At 74.1% G+C, this 18,515-nt stretch carries 18 protein-coding genes; 12 read left to right on the top strand and 6 right to left on the bottom strand.

Translation table 11 applies throughout. The features are described 5' to 3' along the window. Positions 1-22 precede the first annotated feature (22 nt). The 4 genes from PV342_RS25410 to PV342_RS25395 all read left to right on the top strand — a co-directional run bounded on the left by PV342_RS25410 (position 23) and on the right by PV342_RS25395 (position 4,433). Positions 23-511, top strand: a complete 489-nt coding sequence (locus PV342_RS25410; RefSeq protein ID WP_018558111.1) for a glutathione peroxidase — start codon at positions 23-25, stop codon at positions 509-511. Positions 512-513: 2 nt separating this feature from the next. Next, positions 514-1,308: a L,D-transpeptidase family protein gene (locus tag PV342_RS25405; RefSeq protein WP_400807628.1), complete on the top strand. Its 795-nt coding sequence runs from the start codon at positions 514-516 to the stop codon at positions 1,306-1,308. Between the two features lie 78 nt (positions 1,309-1,386). After that, positions 1,387-3,471 carry an FUSC family protein gene (locus tag PV342_RS25400; protein WP_500318778.1) on the top strand — a complete coding sequence of 695 codons (2,085 nt, stop codon included), beginning with the start codon at positions 1,387-1,389 and terminating at the stop codon, positions 3,469-3,471. 44 nt (positions 3,472-3,515) lie between these two features. Beyond that, the gene (locus PV342_RS25395; RefSeq protein ID WP_500318745.1) at positions 3,516-4,433 is read left to right on the top strand and encodes a DMT family transporter; all 918 of its coding nucleotides are present in this window, start codon (positions 3,516-3,518) and stop codon (positions 4,431-4,433) included. 80 nt (positions 4,434-4,513) lie between these two features. Here the strand turns inward: PV342_RS25395 and PV342_RS25390 are convergent, their stop codons facing one another. Then, positions 4,514-5,434: a LysR family transcriptional regulator gene (locus PV342_RS25390; RefSeq protein ID WP_500318744.1), complete on the bottom strand. Its 921-nt coding sequence runs from the start codon at positions 5,432-5,434 to the stop codon at positions 4,514-4,516. 64 nt (positions 5,435-5,498) lie between these two features. On the opposite strand from PV342_RS25390, the gene PV342_RS25385 reads away from it, so the two are divergent. Continuing rightward, entirely contained in the window at positions 5,499-6,479 is a 981-nt protein-coding gene (locus PV342_RS25385; protein WP_500318743.1) for an EamA family transporter, read from the top strand. A 381-nt stretch (positions 6,480-6,860) separates the two neighbouring features. Here PV342_RS25385 and PV342_RS25380 read toward each other — a convergent pair whose 3' ends face one another. Continuing rightward, positions 6,861-7,745 (bottom strand): SCO6745 family protein, encoded by an 885-nt coding sequence (locus PV342_RS25380; RefSeq protein WP_500318742.1) that lies wholly within the window; start codon positions 7,743-7,745, stop codon positions 6,861-6,863. 169 nt (positions 7,746-7,914) lie between these two features. On the opposite strand from PV342_RS25380, the gene PV342_RS25375 reads away from it, so the two are divergent. Next, complete coding sequence (locus PV342_RS25375; RefSeq protein ID WP_400807515.1) at positions 7,915-8,598, top strand: pyridoxamine 5'-phosphate oxidase family protein; 684 nt, start codon at positions 7,915-7,917, stop codon at positions 8,596-8,598. On the opposite strand, the gene PV342_RS25370 is transcribed toward PV342_RS25375, so the two are convergent. After that, entirely contained in the window at positions 8,495-9,352 is an 858-nt protein-coding gene (locus PV342_RS25370; RefSeq protein ID WP_500318741.1) for an enoyl-CoA hydratase/isomerase family protein, read from the bottom strand. The two genes, PV342_RS25375 and PV342_RS25370, sit on opposite strands and share 104 nt — an antisense overlap. Positions 9,353-9,502: 150 nt before the next feature. On the opposite strand from PV342_RS25370, the gene PV342_RS25365 reads away from it, so the two are divergent. Together PV342_RS25365 and PV342_RS25360 are read left to right on the top strand one after the other, a co-directional pair. Beyond that, on the top strand, positions 9,503-10,111 hold the full coding sequence (locus PV342_RS25365; RefSeq protein WP_500318777.1) for an HdeD family acid-resistance protein: 609 nt from the start codon (positions 9,503-9,505) through the stop codon (positions 10,109-10,111). Between the two features lie 211 nt (positions 10,112-10,322). Beyond that, positions 10,323-10,814 carry an ATP-binding protein gene (locus tag PV342_RS25360; protein WP_500318740.1) on the top strand — a complete coding sequence of 164 codons (492 nt, stop codon included), beginning with the start codon at positions 10,323-10,325 and terminating at the stop codon, positions 10,812-10,814. 23 nt (positions 10,815-10,837) lie between these two features. Here the strand turns inward: PV342_RS25360 and idi are convergent, their stop codons facing one another. From idi to galE, 3 genes are all read right to left on the bottom strand, one after another. Further along, positions 10,838-11,446 (bottom strand): isopentenyl-diphosphate Delta-isomerase, encoded by a 609-nt coding sequence (idi, locus tag PV342_RS25355; protein ID WP_500318739.1) that lies wholly within the window; start codon positions 11,444-11,446, stop codon positions 10,838-10,840. A 124-nt stretch (positions 11,447-11,570) separates the two neighbouring features. Beyond that, a complete protein-coding gene (locus PV342_RS25350; RefSeq protein ID WP_329184449.1) occupies positions 11,571-12,521 on the bottom strand; it encodes a cation diffusion facilitator family transporter in 951 nt (316 codons plus the stop codon). Positions 12,522-12,695: 174 nt separating this feature from the next. Then, positions 12,696-13,682: a UDP-glucose 4-epimerase GalE gene (gene galE, locus PV342_RS25345; RefSeq protein WP_026250805.1), complete on the bottom strand. Its 987-nt coding sequence runs from the start codon at positions 13,680-13,682 to the stop codon at positions 12,696-12,698. Positions 13,683-14,177: 495 nt separating this feature from the next. Between galE and PV342_RS25340 the strand changes: the two genes are divergently transcribed. The 4 genes from PV342_RS25340 to PV342_RS25325 are packed head-to-tail and all read left to right on the top strand — an operon-like array spanning position 14,178 to position 18,505. Further along, positions 14,178-15,947 carry a DUF5941 domain-containing protein gene (locus PV342_RS25340; RefSeq protein ID WP_500318776.1) on the top strand — a complete coding sequence of 590 codons (1,770 nt, stop codon included), beginning with the start codon at positions 14,178-14,180 and terminating at the stop codon, positions 15,945-15,947. Continuing rightward, a complete protein-coding gene (locus tag PV342_RS25335) occupies positions 15,944-16,693 on the top strand; it encodes a phosphocholine cytidylyltransferase family protein (RefSeq protein ID WP_386993321.1) in 750 nt (249 codons plus the stop codon). The genes PV342_RS25340 and PV342_RS25335 overlap by 4 nt, the downstream gene beginning before the upstream one ends. Continuing rightward, the gene (locus PV342_RS25330) at positions 16,681-17,742 is read left to right on the top strand and encodes an iron-containing alcohol dehydrogenase family protein (RefSeq protein WP_018558129.1); all 1,062 of its coding nucleotides are present in this window, start codon (positions 16,681-16,683) and stop codon (positions 17,740-17,742) included. The genes PV342_RS25335 and PV342_RS25330 overlap by 13 nt, the downstream gene beginning before the upstream one ends. Further along, entirely contained in the window at positions 17,720-18,505 is a 786-nt protein-coding gene (locus tag PV342_RS25325; protein WP_500318738.1) for a CDP-alcohol phosphatidyltransferase family protein, read from the top strand. The genes PV342_RS25330 and PV342_RS25325 overlap by 23 nt, the downstream gene beginning before the upstream one ends. Positions 18,506-18,515: the final 10 nt, after the last annotated feature.

Raw genomic sequence — 18,515 nt, 5'->3', positions numbered from 1 at the left:
CCCGAAACGAGGAGATTCCGACGTGAGCATCTACGACATCCCGCTGCGCACCCTGACCGGTGAGCCCGCCTCCCTCGACGACCACCGTGGCAAGGCCCTGCTGATCGTCAACGTCGCCTCCAAGTGCGGTCTGACCCCGCAGTACGAGGGCCTGGAGCGGCTGCAGAAGCGGTATGCCGACCGGGGGTTCACCGTCCTGGGCTTCCCCAGCAACCAGTTCGCGGGCCAGGAGCCGGGCACGGCCGACGAGATCGCGACCTTCTGCTCCGCGACCTACGGCGTGAGCTTCCCGCTCTACGAGAAGTCCGACGTCAACGGTGACCAGCGGCACCCGCTGTACGCGGCGCTGACCGAGACCGCCGACGCCGAGGGCCAGGCCGGCGACGTCCAGTGGAACTTCGAGAAGTTCCTCGTCGGCGCCGACGGCCAGGTCGTCGGCCGCTTCCGCCCCCGCACCGAGCCCGAGGCCGACGAGATCGTCGCCGCCATCGAGGCGCAGCTCCCCGCTTGAGCCTGCGCGCGGCACTGACCCGCCTCGCCGTGCCGGCCGTCGTGGCCGGCACGGCGGCCGCGGTTCCCCTGCCGCCGCCCGCGCTGCCGGACCGCATGGCCGACACCGGCGGCGGCACCCAGCTGATCACCGCGGTCGCCGCCTCCCCGGAGGCCACCACCGGGACGCTGACCTGGTGGGACCGCCGCAACGGCCGCTGGGTGGCCGCGGGCTCCGCGGCCGCCCGCTTCGGCGGGGGCGGCCTCGTCGAGGGCCGCGACCGGGTGCAGAGCACCTCGACCACCCCGGCCGGCCTGTACGGCCTCCCGTTCGCGTTCGGCACCGAGCCGCCGCCCCCCGGTACGAGGACGCGGTACCTGCCGGTGACGCAGGACTCGTGGTGGTGCCAGGACAACGCCTCGGACGCCTACAACCGCTGGGTCGAACCCCTGCCCGAGGACTGCGCCCCCGAGGAGTCCGAGCGCCTCGCCGACTTCGGGAAGCAGTACGCGCACGCCCTCGTCATCGGCTTCAACTACCGCCACCCGGTCCGTGGACGCGGCGCCGGGATCTTCCTGCACGTGAACGGCCGTGGCGCCACGGCGGGTTGCGTCTCGGTCCCGGCCGGCGCCATGCGCCGCGTCCTGGCCTGGGCCGACCCCGGCAGCCACCCCCACATCGCGATCGGCACGGAGTCGGGCGCGACCGCGATCACGCGGCACCGGGACCGTCCTCCACCTGGCTCGCCGGCCGACGCACGCAGGGACGGCGACGACAGGCCCACGGCGGTACCGGTGCACCCGCGGCCGATACCCTGAGTAGGGGGAGGCGGTAGGCCCGGCACCCCACTGGCCTGCGTCTTTTCCCGACGTCGAGATCACTCTCGTCCCGTGAGGATGCCCGTGCTGCCCCGTGGCCCCGGCCGCCGACCCGTAGCCCTGCCCTCCTGGCTGGCGCATCCGCTGCGCTGGCAGCGGGGGCCGGTGCCGTGGCCGGCCGTGCTGCGCGGGGCACTGGCGGCAGGGCCGCTGCTGGCGCTGGGGATCGGGCTGGGACGCGTCGAGATCGGGGTGCTGGCCGGGCTCGGTGCGCTGTTCGCGGGCTTCAACGACCTGCCCGGCACCCGCAGGACGGGCGTCGTCCACATCGGGCTGCCCGCGCTTGTCGCCGCGCTGGGCGTGCTGGTGGGTGCCGTGACGCAGAACGCCCTGACCGGCTGGTGGGTGCTGCCGGTGCTGTTCGCGTCGGGGGCGGTGTCGGGCGCGGTCAGCGTGGTCGGCCCGGTGTGTTCGCGGGCCGCCATGCAAGGGCTGGCCGCCACCGTGATCGGGATGGGGCTGCCGCTGCCCGGCGGGGCCGGCTACAGGGCGCTGTGGTTCCTCGCCGGGGCGGGCTGGCTGCTGCTGCTGCGGCTCGCCCTGCGCCCGCCGCGCCCGGCGGGCGGCGCGATGGACGGCGAGCGCGCCTCGCTGGCCCGGATCTTCGACGCCCTCGCGGACGCCCTCGACACCGTCGGCGGGCCCGGCGCGGAGGCCGCGCGGCGGCGGCTCAGCGCCGCCCTGGACCGCGGGGACGAGGCCGTCCGGCTGCGCCGGCTCAGCCGGCTGCTGCTGCGCAGGCCCGCACGCGCCGACGAACTGCTGCTCGCGGAACGCTTCGGCGTGGCCACCGAGCTGACCGACGCGGCCGCCGCCCTGCTCTGGGAGGCCCGGCCCCTGCCGCCCCGGAGCGGGGACGGCCCGCGGCGGCTCGCCAGGGCCGTACGGACGGGAGCGCCTCCCGGCCCGCTGCCGGCGCCGGAGTCGACCACCCCGGCCCGCGCCGCCTTCGACGCCATGATGGTGCACGCCTCCCTCGTCTTCGCCCGCACGACCCCGGACACGGACCGCGCCGAGGACGCCGCCCCGCTCCCCGCCCGCGGGTCGGCGCCGATGCTGGGCCGTCGCGTCCTCGGACCGGTGGGCCGCGAGTACGGTCTCAAGGTCGCCGTGTGTGTCACCGCCAGTGCGGCCGTGGCCCTGGCACTGCGCGCGGACCACTGGTACTGGCTGCCGCTCACGGCCGCCTTCCTGGTGAAGCCCGACATCGGCCCGCTGTTCTCCCGGGTCGTCAACCGCTGCTTCGGCACCGCGCTCGGCGTACTGGTCTTCTCGGCGCTCGCGGCGCCCCTGGGCGGCGGGATCTGGTGGACCGCGGTCTGCGCCTCCGTGGCGGGCGCGCTCCTGCCGTTCGCGGCACGCCACTTCGCGCTGCAGACCACCGCCGTCACGATCATGGTGCTGGCGTTCGTCTGGGCCGGCGGCGACACCCAGGCGGCCCTGGCGAGGCTGGCCGACACCGCGATCGCGTGCGCGATCGTCGTCGTCGCGGGCCACCTCCCACGGCTCACCGACCCCACGGCACGGGTCGGCCACCTGCTGGCCGTGGCCCTGCGGCGCACCCGGGACTACCTCGACCACGTCCTGATCGTGCCCGCCGGCGAGCGCCCCAGGGAGCGCAGAGTGCTGCGCCGGGCGGCCTACAGCGCCCTGGGGGAGGCCCGAGTCGCCGCCGAGACGCTCGCCGCCGAGCTGCCCTCCCGGCACGGCGGCAACGGCGACTGGTTCCGCGTGGTCGCCGCCTCGGAGCGGATCGTGGACGCCACCACCGCCTGCGTCCTCCGGATGGAGCAGGGAGCCCCCCGTCCATCGGCCCACGAAGGAGCCCAGGTGGTCGCCGCGCTCACGGCGGTCGCCGACACCCTGGACGGCCGCGCCGCCGTCACGGGCGCCCCGGAACTGCCCGCGACGCCGGAGTGCGACACCATCGCCGACGTCGTCGCCGAGCTGCACCTCGTCCGCGACATCGTGGCGGGCCTGCGCCTGCCCGCGCGGGGCAGGCGCACCGGACGGCCCCCCATCGTGACCGCCTCGACCGCCTCGGCCCCCTCGGCCGCGGGCGGGAAGGCGAGTGCGGACAATCGTCGCGATCAAGACGGGTGAGGGGCTAAGGTCGGGCCAGTCGGCGACACCGGGAGGTTGACGAGGTGGCCGTATTCCTGCTCGGGGTGGGGGCCGCTTGCTGTCTGGGGCTCGGCTTCGTCCTCCAGCAGCTGGCCGCCCAGCGTGCTCCGCTGTCCGACTTCCTCTCCTTCAGACTGCTGCTGGACCTCATGCGGATGCCGCAGTGGCTGCTCGGCGTCTTCCTGATGATCTGCGGCATGCTGCTCAGCGCCCTCGCGCTCACCAAGGGCGAGGTCTCCCTCGTCGAGCCGCTGACCGCGACCAACCTGCTCTTCGCGATGGCGCTATCGCGCCGGCTCACCGGCCAGAGACTCGGGTGGCACGGGTGGTCGGGCGTGGCGCTGCTGGCGCTCGGCGTGACGGCGTTCATCGTGGCAGGGCGCCCCTCGGGTGGCGGACCGCCCGCGGGGGCGCTGCGTCACTGGCTGGTGGTCGGTGTCGTCGTCGGCCTGGCGCTGCTCCTGGTCGCCTGCGCGCGGCGGCTGCGTCCGTCACCCGAGGCGACGGTGCTGGCACTCGCCGCGGGCCTGCTCTACGGCCTCCAGGACGCCCTGACCCGGATCTCCGGTCAGGTGGCCGAGGTCGAGGGCGTCGGCGCGCTCCTCACCCAGTGGCAGCCGTACGCCGTCGTCGTGATGGGCCTGACCGGGCTGATGCTCGTGCAGAGCGCGTTCGAGACGGCCCCGCTGCGCATGTCGCTGCCCGCGCTGACCGCCGCCCAGCCGCTGGCCGGGATCGCCTGCGGCGTCGGCTTCCTCGGCGACCGCGTGCGGGTGACGCCCGGCGCGCTGGCCTGGGAGGCGGCGGGGCTCGCCGCGATCGCCGCGGGTGTCGTGCTGCTGGGCCGGCATCCGGCGATGCCGTGCGCGCACGGCACGTCCCGGAAGGACGCGGCCGGGCTCGGCGGCTCGGGCGAGGAGCCCGTCAGGACCGTCCGCTGACCCGCCTTGCCCGCCTGACCCTGACCCCCTGACCCGCCCGATCCGCCTGACCCGATGCCCACCGCGGTCGCCCGGTCCGCTCACCCGGTGAGCAGCCGGGCGACCGTCGCGATCGGCGGCCACGACCACTGACCGGCGCGCGCCACCAGGAAGTGCCGCCGCGTGCCCACCAGCGGGTCCAGCGGACGGGTCACCACGTCGTCGCGCTGCCGCTCCACCCCCGACTCGGCGAGCAGCGCCACGCCGAGCCCCGCCCCGGTGAGCAGGTTCACCAGGTGCAGCCTGTCGACCCGGTGGACGATCCGCGGGGTGAACCCGGCCATCGCGCATACCCGCTGCACCAGCTCGTCGTCGTCACTGCCGCGCGAGTTGGTGATCCACCCCGCCCCGGACAGCCGGTTCAGCCCGGACAGCGGAACGGGCCCGCCCGGTCCCGGGTCGCCGGGATGCCCGTCCGGCAGCAGGAGCACCATCGGCTGCGTGGCGAACTGCCGCGCGCTGAGTCCGTCCGGCACCGGGCGCGGCACCAGGCTGTAGTCGTAGACGATGCCGAGGTCGACGTCCCCGGACAGCAGCAGCGCGAGGGTCTGCTCCGGTTCGTGCTCGTACAGCTGCACCTCGACGCGCGGGTGCTCCGCGCGGAGCCGCCCGAGCGCGGGTACGACCGTGGGCTCGACGGCGCTGACGAAGCTCGCCAGCCGCACGCGGCCGGCCGGGCCGGACTCGCCGCGCAGCTCCGCCCTGGCCTCCTCCACGGCGGAGAGGATCCCCACGGCGTGCGCGACCAGGCGCTCACCCGCCGGGGTCAGCCGCACCCGGCGGCCGACCGGGGTGAGGAGCCGTGTGCCGACCTCCTGCTCCAGGACCGCGAGGTGCTTGGAGACCGCCGAGGTGCCGTATCCGGTGCGCTCGGCGACGGCGGCCATGGTGCCCACGCGGCTGAGCTCGACCAGCAGGCGCAGCCGGCCGAGATCGGGGAGCTGGTCGGACGCCTCCATCATCCACCGATCGTAAACAATGCGTCCGCCAATGACTCGTGGACAGAAACAACGGGCGGCGTGTCCAATGGGTCCCGTGTCCGAGCCGCATACTCTTACGCCCCGCCGCATACCTGGTGCCGTGCTGATCCTGGCCGCGATGACCGTGCTGCACACCGGCAGCGCCCTGACGACGGAACTCTTCGACGACATCGGCCCGGCCGGCACCACGTGGCTGCGCGTCGGCTTCGCCGCGCTGCTGCTGCTCGCCTTCACGGGCCGTTCGCTGTGGCCCGCGCTGCGCGCGGCCCCGCGCCGTGACCTGACGGCCGTCGTCCTGCTCGGCGCGGTCAGCGGAGCCATGATGCTGCTCTTCTCGGAGGCCGCCGCGCGCCTCCCGCTGGGCACCGCGACCGCGCTGGAGTTCCTCGGGCCGCTGGCCGTCGCCGTCGCCTCCCTGCGGCAACGACGCGAACTCGCCTGGCTGCTGCTCGCGGCGGCCGGCGTCCTGTGCCTCACCTCGCCGTGGCAGGGCGGCGCCGACCTCGCGGGTGTCCTGTTCGGGGTCGCCTCCGGCGCGTGCTGGGCGCTGTACGTGATCGGCACCCAGCACGTCGGCAGCCGCTTCTCGGCGCAGCACGGCCTCGCCGTCTCCCTCGGCGTCGCCACGGTGTTCACGGCGCCCTTCGGCGCCCCGGGAGTGGTGTCGGGTGCCACATGGCAGGTCGTCGCGGCGGTCGCGGGCATCGCCGTCCTGATGCCGCTGGTGCCCTTCCTGCTGGAGATGAAGGCCCTCCAGCGGATCGGCAGGACCGCCTACGGCACCCTCGCGGGTATGGAGCCCGCGGTCAGCCTGCTCGCCGCGCTGGTGCTGGTCTCCCAGGTCCCGACCGCCCTCCAGGCGGCAGGGACGGCCCTGGTCGTGGTCGCGGGCGTCGGTGCCGCCCGCCGCGAGAAGCGCGCGGCGGGCGGCACCGGCCGTGAGGTCGTCCGCGGCGAACTCCCCGCCGCGGCGCCCGCCCCGGTCGCACGTGAGCCCGGCACGGTGGCGGGCGGAGGCTCCACGTAGCTCCGCGGTCTGCTCGGACGCCGTCCGCCGAGTCGGCCCGCGCCCATTCACGCCGGGAGAACGGTCGGCGATGCCTTCGTCGGCGATGCCCGGACAGCGGCGCAGGGCAGGTGGCCCGCGCGGTCGGAGCCCGGTTTCACCAGGGCTTCCGGCCCCGGCGTCGAACGGCTCGACCCCCATGGGGGTCGCCCCACGGCGGGGCTGGGGCCGCCGCGCGACGAACTCGACCCCGGCGTCGTCTCCTCGGCCCTCCTCCCGGGCGGGCGCCATCGGGTGAGGAGGGCCGCCTCGGGGGCCTTGCACGGGCGCACATGTCGATGTGTCGACCGACACCGCAGGTGCGGGGCATGCCACCGCGCCCGGTCCGGCGGCCCTCCCGCCTCAGCTCTTGCCGAAGTGCTGCAGCGGGAAGCCGCCGTTGCCCAGGACGCGGTGGGTGAGGGCGCCGGCGAGCTTGGTGAGGCGGTCCACGGCGGCGGCCCCGAGGTGCTCGTAGGGCGCGCGGTCGAGGCGGTCGGTCACGCCCTCGATCTCTTGGCGCAGTTCGACACCGCGGTCCGTGAGGTCGCCGTCCGCGTCGAGGAGGCCGCGTTCCCGGAGCCTGTCCTGGGCCGCGGCCCAGTCCTGCGCCGACCATCCGCGGGTGCGGCGCACGAAGCCCGGGGTGAAGCCCTTGCCGGTGGCGGTGTGGGTCACCAGGGCCTCCAGTCCGTTCAGGCCCGCCGCGGCCAGGGCCGCGAGGTGCCCGTCGCCCCGGTGCTCGCGCAGCAGGGTGGCGGCGTGCCAGAGCGCGAGGTGGGGCCGCTCCGGCACCGGCAGGTCCGCGTTGGCGGCATAGAGGGGCCTGGCCTCGCGGGTGCAGGCCTCGGCGGCGCGGAGTGCGAGGCGCGCGGCGTCGGCGAGGTCGGCGGAGGCGATGACCTCCGGCCCCAGCAGCCGCGTCAGCACCGCGTCCGCGACGCGCAGCCGGGTCTCCACGACCGCTTCGGGGGGCGCGACGCCCCAGGCGCGCGGGATGACCGGGGCGATGATCGCGTGGTTGAAGTTGTAGAAGGTGGCGGTGACCGTCCCCGCAGCGACGGCGCCCAGCGGAGCGGCCCGCCCTGCGAAGTAGGCCATGGCGCCGCGCTCCAGGCCGAGGGCCGTGAGTTCGCGGTCGTACTCGGAGGAGAAGTACACGACCGAGTGCAGGGGGTTGAGGGCGTTGTGGCAGCGCCTGCCCGCGCGCGGCTCCAGCGCGGGCGTGGTGGGGGCGGTGGCGGTCATGGCAGCAGGTTACCGACCGGTCGGCATGTCGCCGAGAGTCGGACCGCCGAAACACCGATTCCATCGCCCGAGCCGAAATCGCCACTGTTTCCGTGGAGAGCGTGACGTCGAACAGTCGATATGGCTAGTCTCGGCGCCCAGTAGCCGTCAACCCTCGGAGGCCCCGCCCATGCCAGCCGCCGACCGCACCCTGCCCGTGACCGACCGCACCCGCCACCGCCGCCTCCGCGAGCAGGGCAGCGTCCGCCGCGACGACCTGGACGCCGTACTGGGCGCGGGATTCGTCTGCCACCTCGCCGTCGTCGTCGACGGCACCCCCCTGGCCGTGCCCACCGCGTACGGCTACGACGCCGCCGCGGCCACCCTGTACCTGCACGGCTCCGTGGCGAGCCGCAGCCTGCGCCCGGCGCCGGGCGACCCGGTGTGCGTCACGGTGACCCATGTGGACGGCCTGGTCCTGGCCCGTTCCGTCTTCGAGCACGGCGTCAACTACCGCAGCGCGATGGTCCTCGGCACGCCCCGTCCCGTCACCGACCCCGCGGAGAAGCTGCACGGACTGCGTGTGCTCACCGAGCAGTGCGCCCCGGGGCAGTGGGACCACGCCCGCCGGCCGGACCGCCGGGAACTCGCCGCGACGACGCTGCTCGCGCTGGCCACCGACGAGGCCTCGGTCAAGCTCCGCTCCGGCCCGCCCGACGACGGCGACGGGCCCGACGCCGCGCTGCCCGTGTGGGCGGGTGTCCTGCCGCTCACCGCCGCGTGGGGCACCCCCGTCCCCGACCCGGCGCTGCGCGACGGGGTACCGCTGCCGCCGCACCTGGCGGTCCTGGCCGGCCCTCCGCCGTCCACGTGAAAAGGGGTTCACGGCCCTCCAGGAACGCGGCCACACCCTCCGCCGTGTCCGCGCTGCCCTCCGCCTGGCGGGCCCAGTGCGCGACCCGTGCCGGGTCGAGTACGGGCGTGGTGAACTCCTTGGCCGCCGCCTGCGTCAGCAGCGACCGCGAGGCCAGCACCCCGGCGAACTCCTCCACCCGCTTGTCGAGTTCGTCCTCCGCGAGCACCTCGTCCACCAGCCCCGTCCGCAGCGCACGCTCGTGGCCGATCAGCTCGGCGGAGAACAGCAGGTACTTCGCCGTCGCCGGTCCGACCAGGCCCATGAGGCGGCGCGTGGAGGACGCCGGGTAGACGATGCCCAGCCGCGCCGGGGTGACCCCGAAACGCGCGCCCTCCGCGGCGAACCGCAGGTCGCAGGCGGCCGCGAGCTGGCAGCCGCCGCCCACGCAGGAACCCCGGATCACGGCCAGCGTCGGCTTGGGGAACGCCGCGAGCGCCTCCTCCGCCTCCACGGCCGCGCTCTGCGTCGCGCCGGGGCCGCCGGCCGGACCGCGCAGGCCGGAGATGTCCGCGCCGGCGCAGAAGGTGCCGCCGGCCCCGGTGAGCACCAGGACGCGCACGGCCGGGTCGCCCGCGAGGCCGTCGAGCAGGCCGGGCAGCTCCCGCCACATCGCCAAGGTCATCGCGTTGCGCTTGGCAGGATTGCTGATCGTCACGGTGGCGGTGGCGCCCGCCGTGTCCACCACCAGGCCCGGCCCGGACGGCTCGGACATGCCCGCACCCCTCGTCTCGTCGTCGTCCCGGCAGGCGGAGATCGCCGAGGCCGCCGGACGGGGATCCTATCCCGGTCCGTGCCACGGCAAATCGGGTATATGAGCCGTAGTTCCCGACTGGCTTCCGACGAGCGCGAGGAGGCGGCGGCCATGGCCCCGTTCAAGGGACGCAAGAAGCATCCGGAATCCCCGGAGGCCGGGATCAAGCGCAGCTTCGGCTGGGTCGCCGCGCTGGGGGCGGTCCTGGTCGTGGGCGGCCTGGTCGGGCTGTTCTACGTGGGCTTCGCGACCATCACCTCGATGCTGCTCTTCGGCTGGCTGCTGCTGGTCGGCGGCATCGTCGGCCTGGTCCAGGCGGTGCAGAACCGCAACACCAACTTCTTCTGGCTCGCCCTGGTCGTCGCGGCCCTCTACATCGCCGCCGGGGTCGTCGTGATCCGCAATCCCGAGCAGACGGCGGCCGCCCTGACCATGTTCGCGGCGCTGCTCTTCCTGACCGGTGGGATCTTCCGCCTCTTCGGCGGCATGGTGGTGCGCGGGCCGCACATGGTGTGGACCCTCATCCAGGGCGCCATCGGCATCCTGCTGGCCATCCTGGTCCTGGCCGACTGGCCGGAGAGCAGTGTCTACGTCATCGGCGCCTTCTTCTCGCTGGCGCTGCTCTTCGACGGCCTGGGCCTGCTCGGCGCGGGTCTGGGCGGGCGGCGGATCGTCGGAATGGTCGCCGATGCCCGGGACGCCCCGCTGACCCGTCAGTGAAGTGGAACGGCCGGGTCAGTAGGGCTCACTGGCCTGGCACGTCCGATCGCCATGGGTCGGACGTGATCGAAAGATGTGGATTTACGGTCAGCGGCTCGGGGTGGGCCCGTTGCCTGCCGACACTCGATCCGTGAGGCGAACCCCGTCGCCGCCGTGGGCGGCCCTCGGGAGCCGCGGGGTGTATCGCGCGAATGCGAGGGTGAAGACCGCCATGGACGTACGCGGGAGCGTCCCGCCCCCCGATCCGGTGCCCCCGGTGGCGCCGGATGTCCCGCGCCCCTACGAGGGCGTGTGGCGCTTCACGGCCCCCGCGCTGGACTCCTCGGTGCCGCAGGCCCGGCACGCGGTACAGGATCTCGTCGTCCGCCAGGGCGTGCCGGTCGGCGAGGAACTGCTGCACGGCCTGCTGCTGATCGTCTCCGAACTCGTCACCAACGCGGTGCGGCACGCCGCGCTGCTCTCCCCGGAGATCGCGGTGGAGTTCGCCGTGGGCGTCGACTGGGTACGGGTGGCCGTCGAGGACAACCACCCGTACCGGCCGAAGGCCCTCCAGGTCGACGACGCCGACACCGGGGGGCGCGGCCTGCTGCTGGTCAAGGCGGTGACCGCCGAGGCGGGCGGGATGTGCGACGTCCAGCAGACGACGACCGGCGGCAAGGTCATCTGGGCCGCGCTCCCGCTGCCGCCCGGCCCGGTGCACTGACGCGGGGACCGGCGCGGGCCGGGCTACCAGCCCGCGTCGCCCGTCAGCTCGCGCACCGCGGGCAGCGCGGCGTCCAGCACGGTCGGGAACCAGGCCGAGAACGGCCCGGCGGTGCGGAGCGCGGCGAGCTCGGTGGGCGACACGAAGGCCGTCTCGCCGATCTCCTCCGGATCCGGGTCCAGGGGTGCGGTCACCACACCGACGAAGAGGTGGTTGTACTCCTGCTCGACCAGCCCCGACGCCGGGTCCGGGTGGTTGTAGCGGACAGTGCCGGCCTCCCGCATCACCGCGGGCGCCACGCCGAGTTCCTCTGCGGTGCGGCGCGCGGCGGCGACGAAGGGCGGTTCGCCGGGATAGGGGTGGCCGCAGCAGGTGTTCGACCATACTCCGGGCGAGTGGTACTTCCCCGCGGCCCGTCGCTGCAGCAGCAGCCGGCCTTCCCGGTCGAAGAGGAAGACCGAGAACGCCCGATGGAGCCGCCCCGGCGGCAGGTGGGCCGACAGCTTCTCCGCGGTGCCGATCGTCGCGCCGGTCTCGTCGACCAGCTCGAGGAGGATCGGCGCCGGGGCACCGTTGGAGGAGGGGTCCGCGGCGGGTGTGCGGGGCCGGTCGGCGGCGGGGCTTGTGGGCATGGCCATCCTTTGCTTCGACGACAAGACCTCAGTCTGCCTCACGCGGGGACCCCCGGTGCGGTCGCAGCGTGTTTGCGTATCGTCACACTGCGTGCGTGACACGGCGTTCCTCAAGGGCGGTTTCTCAGTGGCACAAACGCGCCTCGTGCTCCGCGTGCCCCACCGGCTCCAGCTGGAAGGTGCAGTGCTCCACGTCGAAGTGGGTGCCGAGACAGCCCTGCAGGTCGTGCAGCATCTTCTCGTGGCCGACCGCGTCCAGGACGTCGCGGCTCACCACGACGTGCGCCGAGAGCACCGGCATTCCCGAGGTGATCGTCCACACGTGCAGGTCGTGCAGCCCCGCCACTCCGGGCAGCGCCAGGATGTGCGCGCGTACGTCGGCCATGTCCACGTCCTTGGGCGCGGCCTCGAGCAGGACGTCGATCGCCTCGCGCAGCAGCTTCCACGTCCGCGGGACGATCATCAGGCCGATCAGGATCGAGGCGACCGCGTCCGCCCGCTGCCAGCCGGTGACCAGGATCACCAGCGCCGCCACGACGACGGCCAGCGAGCCCAGCGCGTCCGCCATGACCTCGAGGAAGGCCCCCCGGACGTTGAGGCTCTCGCGCTGCCCCCGCATCAGCAGCAGCAGGGACACCGAGTTCGCCACCAGGCCGATCGCGCCGAAGACGACGGTGAGCCCGCCCTCCACCTCGGTGGGTGTGATCAGCCGGCGGACCGCCTCGTAGAAGATGAAGGCGCCCACGCCGAACAGCAGCACCGCGTTGGCCACCGCCGACAGGATCTCGGCGCGTGCCAGCCCGAAGGTGCGGCGCTCGCTCGGCGGGCGGTTGGCGAAGTGGATGGCCACCAGCGCCATCGCCAGGCCCGCCGCGTCGGTGGCCATGTGCCCGGCGTCGGCGAGCAGGGCGAGCGATCCGGTGAGCGCGCTGCCCGCGACCTCCGCCACGAGGATCAGCAGCGTGATGCCGAGCGCCATGCGCAGCCGCCCGCGGTACGCCGCGGCCGCCGTGCCCGTCGGTGCGGTCCCCGGCCCGTGCGGGTGGCCGTGGCCGTGCGCGTGTCCTGCGCCCATCGCCCGACACCTCCCGTCCGTCGCCCTCAGCGCGACGGCGAGCCCGCGCGCGGAGACCGGCGAGCCCAGTGAACAACGGTCACCGTCCGTGGGCAACTCGCCGACGGTGACCGCTGTCAGCCGTGGTGACCTGCGGTGATGGTCCGCACCGCGACCGCGGGGGAACGCCCGTGGTCAGGCGCCCCGCGCCTGCGGGTGGTTCAGGCACCAGCCCTCCCACGCGGATTCGACCATCTCGCGGACGCCGCGGGTGGCCGCCCAGTCCAGTTCCCGGCGGATCAGCTCGGACGAGGCGACCACGCTCGCCGGGTCGCCCGCCCGACGCGGCATGATCACCGGCTCGACGTCCTTGCGGCCGGTGACCTCCAGCACGATGTCGATCAGTTCCCGGACGGAGACGCCCTCGCCGCGCCCGATGTTCACCGTCAGGTCGGCGCCGCCGTCCCGCTCGCCGACCCAGCGGGCCGCCGCGAGGTGGGCGTCGGCCAGGTCCTCGACATGGATGTAGTCGCGCACGCACGTGCCGTCGGGGGTCGGGTAGTCGTCCCCGAAGATCTGCGGGGCCTCGCCCCTGGTCAGCTTGTCGAAGACCATCGGGACGATGTTGAACACCCCGGTGTCGGCGAGCCGGGGCTCGGCCGCCCCCGCGACGTTGAAGTAGCGCAGGCAGGCGGTGGAGATCCCGTGCGCCCGCCCGGCCGCGCGGACCAGCCACTCGCCGGCCAGCTTGGTCTCGCCGTACGGGCTCAGCGGCAGGCACGGCGTGGACTCGGTCACCAGCGGCACGTCGGGCAGGCCGTACACGGCGGCGGAGGAGGAGAAGACGAAACGGCCGACGCCGGCGTCCGCCACCGCCTCCAGCAGCGTCCCGAGGCCGCCCAGGTTCTCCCGGTAGTAGCGCAGCGGCTGCTCCACCGACTCGCCGACCTGCTTCCTGGCGGCCAGGTGCACCACACCCGTCACGCCCTGCTCGGCGATCGCGCGGTCCAGCACGGCGCGGTCCAGGACGGAACCGGTCACCACCGGGACGTCCGCGGGCACCCTGGCAGCGACGCCGGACGAGCCGTCGTCGAGCACGACCACGCGCTCTCCCGCGCGGCTCATGGCCCGCACCACGTGAGATCCGATGAAGCCGGCCCCGCCGGTGATCAACCAAGTCATGGCGCCACCCTAATGGCTCGGTGCGGGGAGGCGGACGGGCGAGGACATGCCGCCCGGGGGCCGTCGGCTCGGGGAACACCGGGCCCCGGAACAGGGACGGGCACCGGACGGGACCCGGGTCACCGAAGGCCCGTTCGTGGTCGTGGTCGTGGCCGACGGCCGGACGCGGCACACCGGCGTTCCACCGGACGACGTCCCGATCCCACCACGAGCCCCGGGCAGTTCGACGACCGTCCGGCGCCCCTTCCGGAGCGGGCCTCCCGGCACTCACCGTGACCCCCGGTCTACGCGGTGTACCGGGCTTTGTCGATGGGCGCGTGATCGACCATGATGATCACGCCCAGCGGCCCATCGCCGGGGAAACGGCCGGTGAACGGAGCCTTCCGGGAATCCGATACCCTCTGCCGACACCACCCCGTGCGGCGCGTCGCACCCCGTGCGGCGGCGTCCCCGATGGCGCCGAGCACACTCGCAAGTCCAGGGAGATGAGTCCTTCTGTCGACCGCCATCCTCGCCGGTGCGCCGGCCGCGATGTCGCCGATCGAGGGCGACCTGCGGAACCTCGGCTTCGAGGTCGTCACCGCGGAGGACGCCGCCTCGCTCGCCACGTACCTGCAGGGCGTCCCCGCGACCGAGCGCGTCGCCGTGGTCGACCCTCGCTTCGTCGGGCACGCGCACGCACTGCGCCTCGGGCTGACCGACCCCCGGTTCGACGCCTCCGCCCTGCCCGGCGCCGTCTCGGTGCGCCCCGCCGCCCGCGCCGCCCTGGTGCGGGCCGTCGCCGAGACCGGCGAGGAGGGCGAGGGCGAGACCTACGCCGACCGGCTCGCGGGGCGGATGGAGAAGGACGGCGTACCCGTCCACCGTCCCGAGCTCGGTGTCCTCATCGCGACCGTCCCGGCCGACGCCCCGGGTCGCGCCGCCGCGGCGGCGGCCGTCGCCGCCGTCGACGACGAGGCGGTGCGGCTGCGCAGCGCGGTGAAGTCCCGCGACGGCTTCTTCACCACCTTCTTCATCAGCCCCTACTCCCGCTACATCGCGCGCTGGTGCGCCCGCCGCGGGCTCACCCCGAACCAGGTGACCACCGCCTCGCTGCTGGTGGCCCTGATCGCGGCCGGCTGCGCGGCCACCGGGACCCGGCCGGGCTTCGTCGCCGCGGGCGCGCTGCTGCTGACCTCCTTCGTCCTGGATTGCACCGACGGCCAGCTGGCCCGTTACTCGCTGCAGTACTCCACGCTCGGCGCATGGCTGGACGCCACCTTCGACCGCGCCAAGGAGTACGCCTACTACGCGGGCCTCGCCCTCGGCGCGGCCCGCGGCGGCGACGACGTCTGGGCGCTGGCGCTCGGCGCCATGGTGCTGCAGACCTGCCGCCATGTCGTGGACTTCGCCTTCGCCGAGACCGACCACGACGCGCGGGCCGGCGCCGCGGTGCTCTCCCGCAAGCTCGACCGCGTCGGCTGGACGGTGTGGCTGCGCCGCATGATCGTGCTGCCCATCGGCGAGCGCTGGGCGCTGATCGCGGTGCTCACGGCGGTGACCACGCCGCGCATCACCCTCGCCGTGCTCATCGTCGCCTCGGGGCTCGCCGCCTGCTACACCACGGTGGGCCGCGTGCTGCGCTCCGCGCGTCGCAGGACGCCCTCGGGCGCCGCCGCCGCCCGGGCGCTGGCCGACCTCGCCGACACCGGGCCGCTCGCCGAGGGCCTGACCCGGCTCTTCCGGGGCCGCGGCGTCCCCGCTGCCGCCCTGCTGGGCGCGGCAGTGATGATCGCCACGTCCTTGCTGGCCCCGGCCGGCAGCGCGTGGCCGGTGGCCGCCGCCTGCTGCTACGCCGTGACGTCGGCGCTCGCCGTCTCGCGGCCGCTCAAGGGAGCCCTCGACTGGATCGTGCCGCCGGTCTTCCGCGCGGCCGAATACACCACCATCCTGGTGCTCGCGGCGGTCTCCGATGTGAACGGAGCCTTGCCCGCGGCTTTCGGGCTGGTGGCCGCGGTCGCCTACCATCACTACGACACGGTGTACCGCATCCGCGGCGGGACCGGGGCGCCCCCGAGGCGTCTGGTCCGCGCGACCGGCGGTCACGAAGGCCGGGCACTGCTGGTCACCGCGGCGGCCGCGGCACTGGCGCACAACACGGGTTTCACGGTCGCGCTGACGGTTCTCGCCGTCGCGCTGGCGGTGGTGGTGCTCACCGAGAGCATCGGCTTCTGGGTGTCCTCGCAAGCACCCGCTGTACACGACGAAACTGGAGGACCTGCATGATCGGCCTCGTGCTGGCGGCCGGCGCCGGACGGCGACTGCGCCCCTACACCGACACCCTGCCGAAGGCCCTGGTGCCGGTGGACCCGGCGGGTGAGGGGACCACCACCGTCCTGGACCTCACCCTGGGCAACTTCGCGGAGGTCGGCCTGACCGAGGCCGCCATCGTCGTCGGCTACCGCAAGGAGGCCGTCTACGAGCGGCAGGCCGCGCTGGAGGCCAAGTACGGGCTCAAGCTCCACCTCGTCGAGAACGACAAGGCCGAGGAGTGGAACAACGCCTACTCCCTGTGGTGCGCCCGTGACGTCATCAAGGAAGGCGTCATCCTCGCCAACGGCGACACCGTGCACCCGGTCTCCGTGGAGAAGACCCTGCTCGCCGCCCGCGGCGACGGGCAGCGCATCATCCTCGCCCTCGACACGGTCAAGCAGCTCGCCGACGAGGAGATGAAGGTCATCACCGCGGACGGCAAGGGCGTCCAGCGGATCACCAAGCTGATGGACCCGGCGTCCGCCACCGGTGAGTACATCGGCGTCACCCTCATCGAGGCCGAGGCCGGCGCCGACCTGGCCGACGCGCTGAAGACGACCTTCGAGCGCGACCCGCAGCTGTACTACGAGGACGGCTACCAGGAGCTGGTCAACCGCGGCTTCCAGGTCGACGTCGCCCCCATCGGCGAGGTCTCCTGGGTCGAGATCGACAACCACGACGACCTGAACCGGGCCCGGGAGATCGCGTGCCGGTACTGACGAGGCTCATCCCCTCGCCGGTCGTCGTCGACATCCGTGCCGGAGCCCTGGACGACCTGGCGAGCGTGCTCGCCGACCAGCGCATCTCCAGCTCCGGCAGGCTCGCCATCGCGATAAGCGGCGGCTCCGGGGCCGTGCTGCGCGAGCGGCTCGCCCCGGCGCTGCCGGGCGCGGACTGGTACGAGGTGGCCGGCGGCACCATCGACGGTGCCGTGAAGCTCGCCGACGCAATGCGCGGCAGCCGCTACGACGCGGTGGTCGGGCTCGGCGGCGGCAAGATCATCGACGCCGCCAAGTACGCCGCCGCGCGCGTCGGCCTGCCGCTGGTGGCGGTGGCGACGAACCTGTCGCACGACGGCATCTGCTCGCCGGTGTCCACCCTGGACAACGACAACGGCCGCGGCTCCTACGGCGTGCCGACCCCGATCGGGCTCGTCATCGACCTCGACGTGATCCGCGAGGCCCCGGTCCGCTACGTGCGCTCCGGCATCGGCGACGCTCTGTCCAACATCTCGGCGATCGCCGACTGGGAGCTGTCCCACCGCGAGACCGGGGAGCCGATCGACGGACTGGCGGCCGCCATGGCGCGCACCGCCGGCGAGTCGGTGCTCCGGCACCCCGGCGGCACGGGGGAGGACGAGTTCCTGACCGTGCTGTCCGAGGCGCTGGTGCTCACCGGCATCGCGATGTCGATCAGCGGCGACAGCCGCCCCGCATCCGGGGCGTGCCACGAGATCAGCCACGCGATCGACCTGCTGTACCCCAAGCGGGCCGCCGCCCACGGCGAGCAGGTCGGCATCGCCGCCGCCTTCGCGATGTTCCTGCGCGGCGCCGAGGAGGATGCCGGCCTCTTCGCGGAGGTCCTGCACCGCCACGGGCTGCCCACCACACCGGGTGAAATCGGCTTCACGGAGGCCGAGTTCGTCACGGCCGTCGAATACGCTCCGCAGACCCGCCCCGGGCGCTACACGATCCTGGAGCACCTGCAGCTCTCCACCGACCAGATCAGGGACGCATACGCCGACTATGCCAAAACCATCGGTAGCTGAGCTGCGGCCGGTCGTTCACCCCTCCGGGCTGAAGGACCGCCGCAGCGGTGAGCACTGGGCCGGGCGCATCTACATGCGGGAGATCTCGCTGCGCTGGACCCGGCACCTCGTCAACAGCCGGGTGACCCCCAACCAGCTCACGTACCTCATGATCGTCGCGGGCATCGCGGCCGGCGCGGCGCTGCTGGTGCCCGGCCTGGCCGGAGCCGTGGCGGGCGCGCTGCTGATCCAGCTGTACCTGCTGCTGGACTGCGTCGACGGCGAGGTCGCCCGCTGGCGCAAGCAGACCTCGATCACCGGCGTCTACCTCGACCGGGTGGGGCACTACCTGTCCGAGGCGGCGCTGCTGGTCGGCTTCGGGCTGCGCGCGGCGGACCTCTTCCACCGCGACGGCGCCACCATCCAGTGGGGCTGGGCGTTCCTCGGGACGCTGGCCGCGCTCGGCGCGATCCTGATCAAGGCCGAGACGGACCTGGTGGACGTGGCCCGCTCCCGCAGCGGCCTGCCCGCCGTCCAGGACGAGGCCTCCGTGCCCCGGTCCTCCGGTCTGGCGCTGGCCCGCAAGGCCGCCGCCGCGCTGAAGTTCCACCGGCTGGTGGGCGGTGTCGAGGCCTCGCTGCTGATCCTCGCCGCCGGCGTCGCGGACTTCGTCCACGGCGACCTGCTCTTCACCCGCATCGTCGTGTGCCTCCTGGCCGCCATCGCCGTGCTGCAGACGCTGCTGCACCTGGTGTCGATCCTCGCGTCGAGCAGGCTGAGGTGAGCGCCGTGGG

This window comes from Streptomyces sp. PA03-3a, assembly GCF_033792735.1.
In the GTDB taxonomy this organism is placed as follows: Bacteria; Actinomycetota; Actinomycetes; order Streptomycetales; family Streptomycetaceae; genus Actinacidiphila.
Note: the sequence above shows the minus strand (reverse complement) of the source record. Positions and strands in the feature narration are given on the sequence as shown.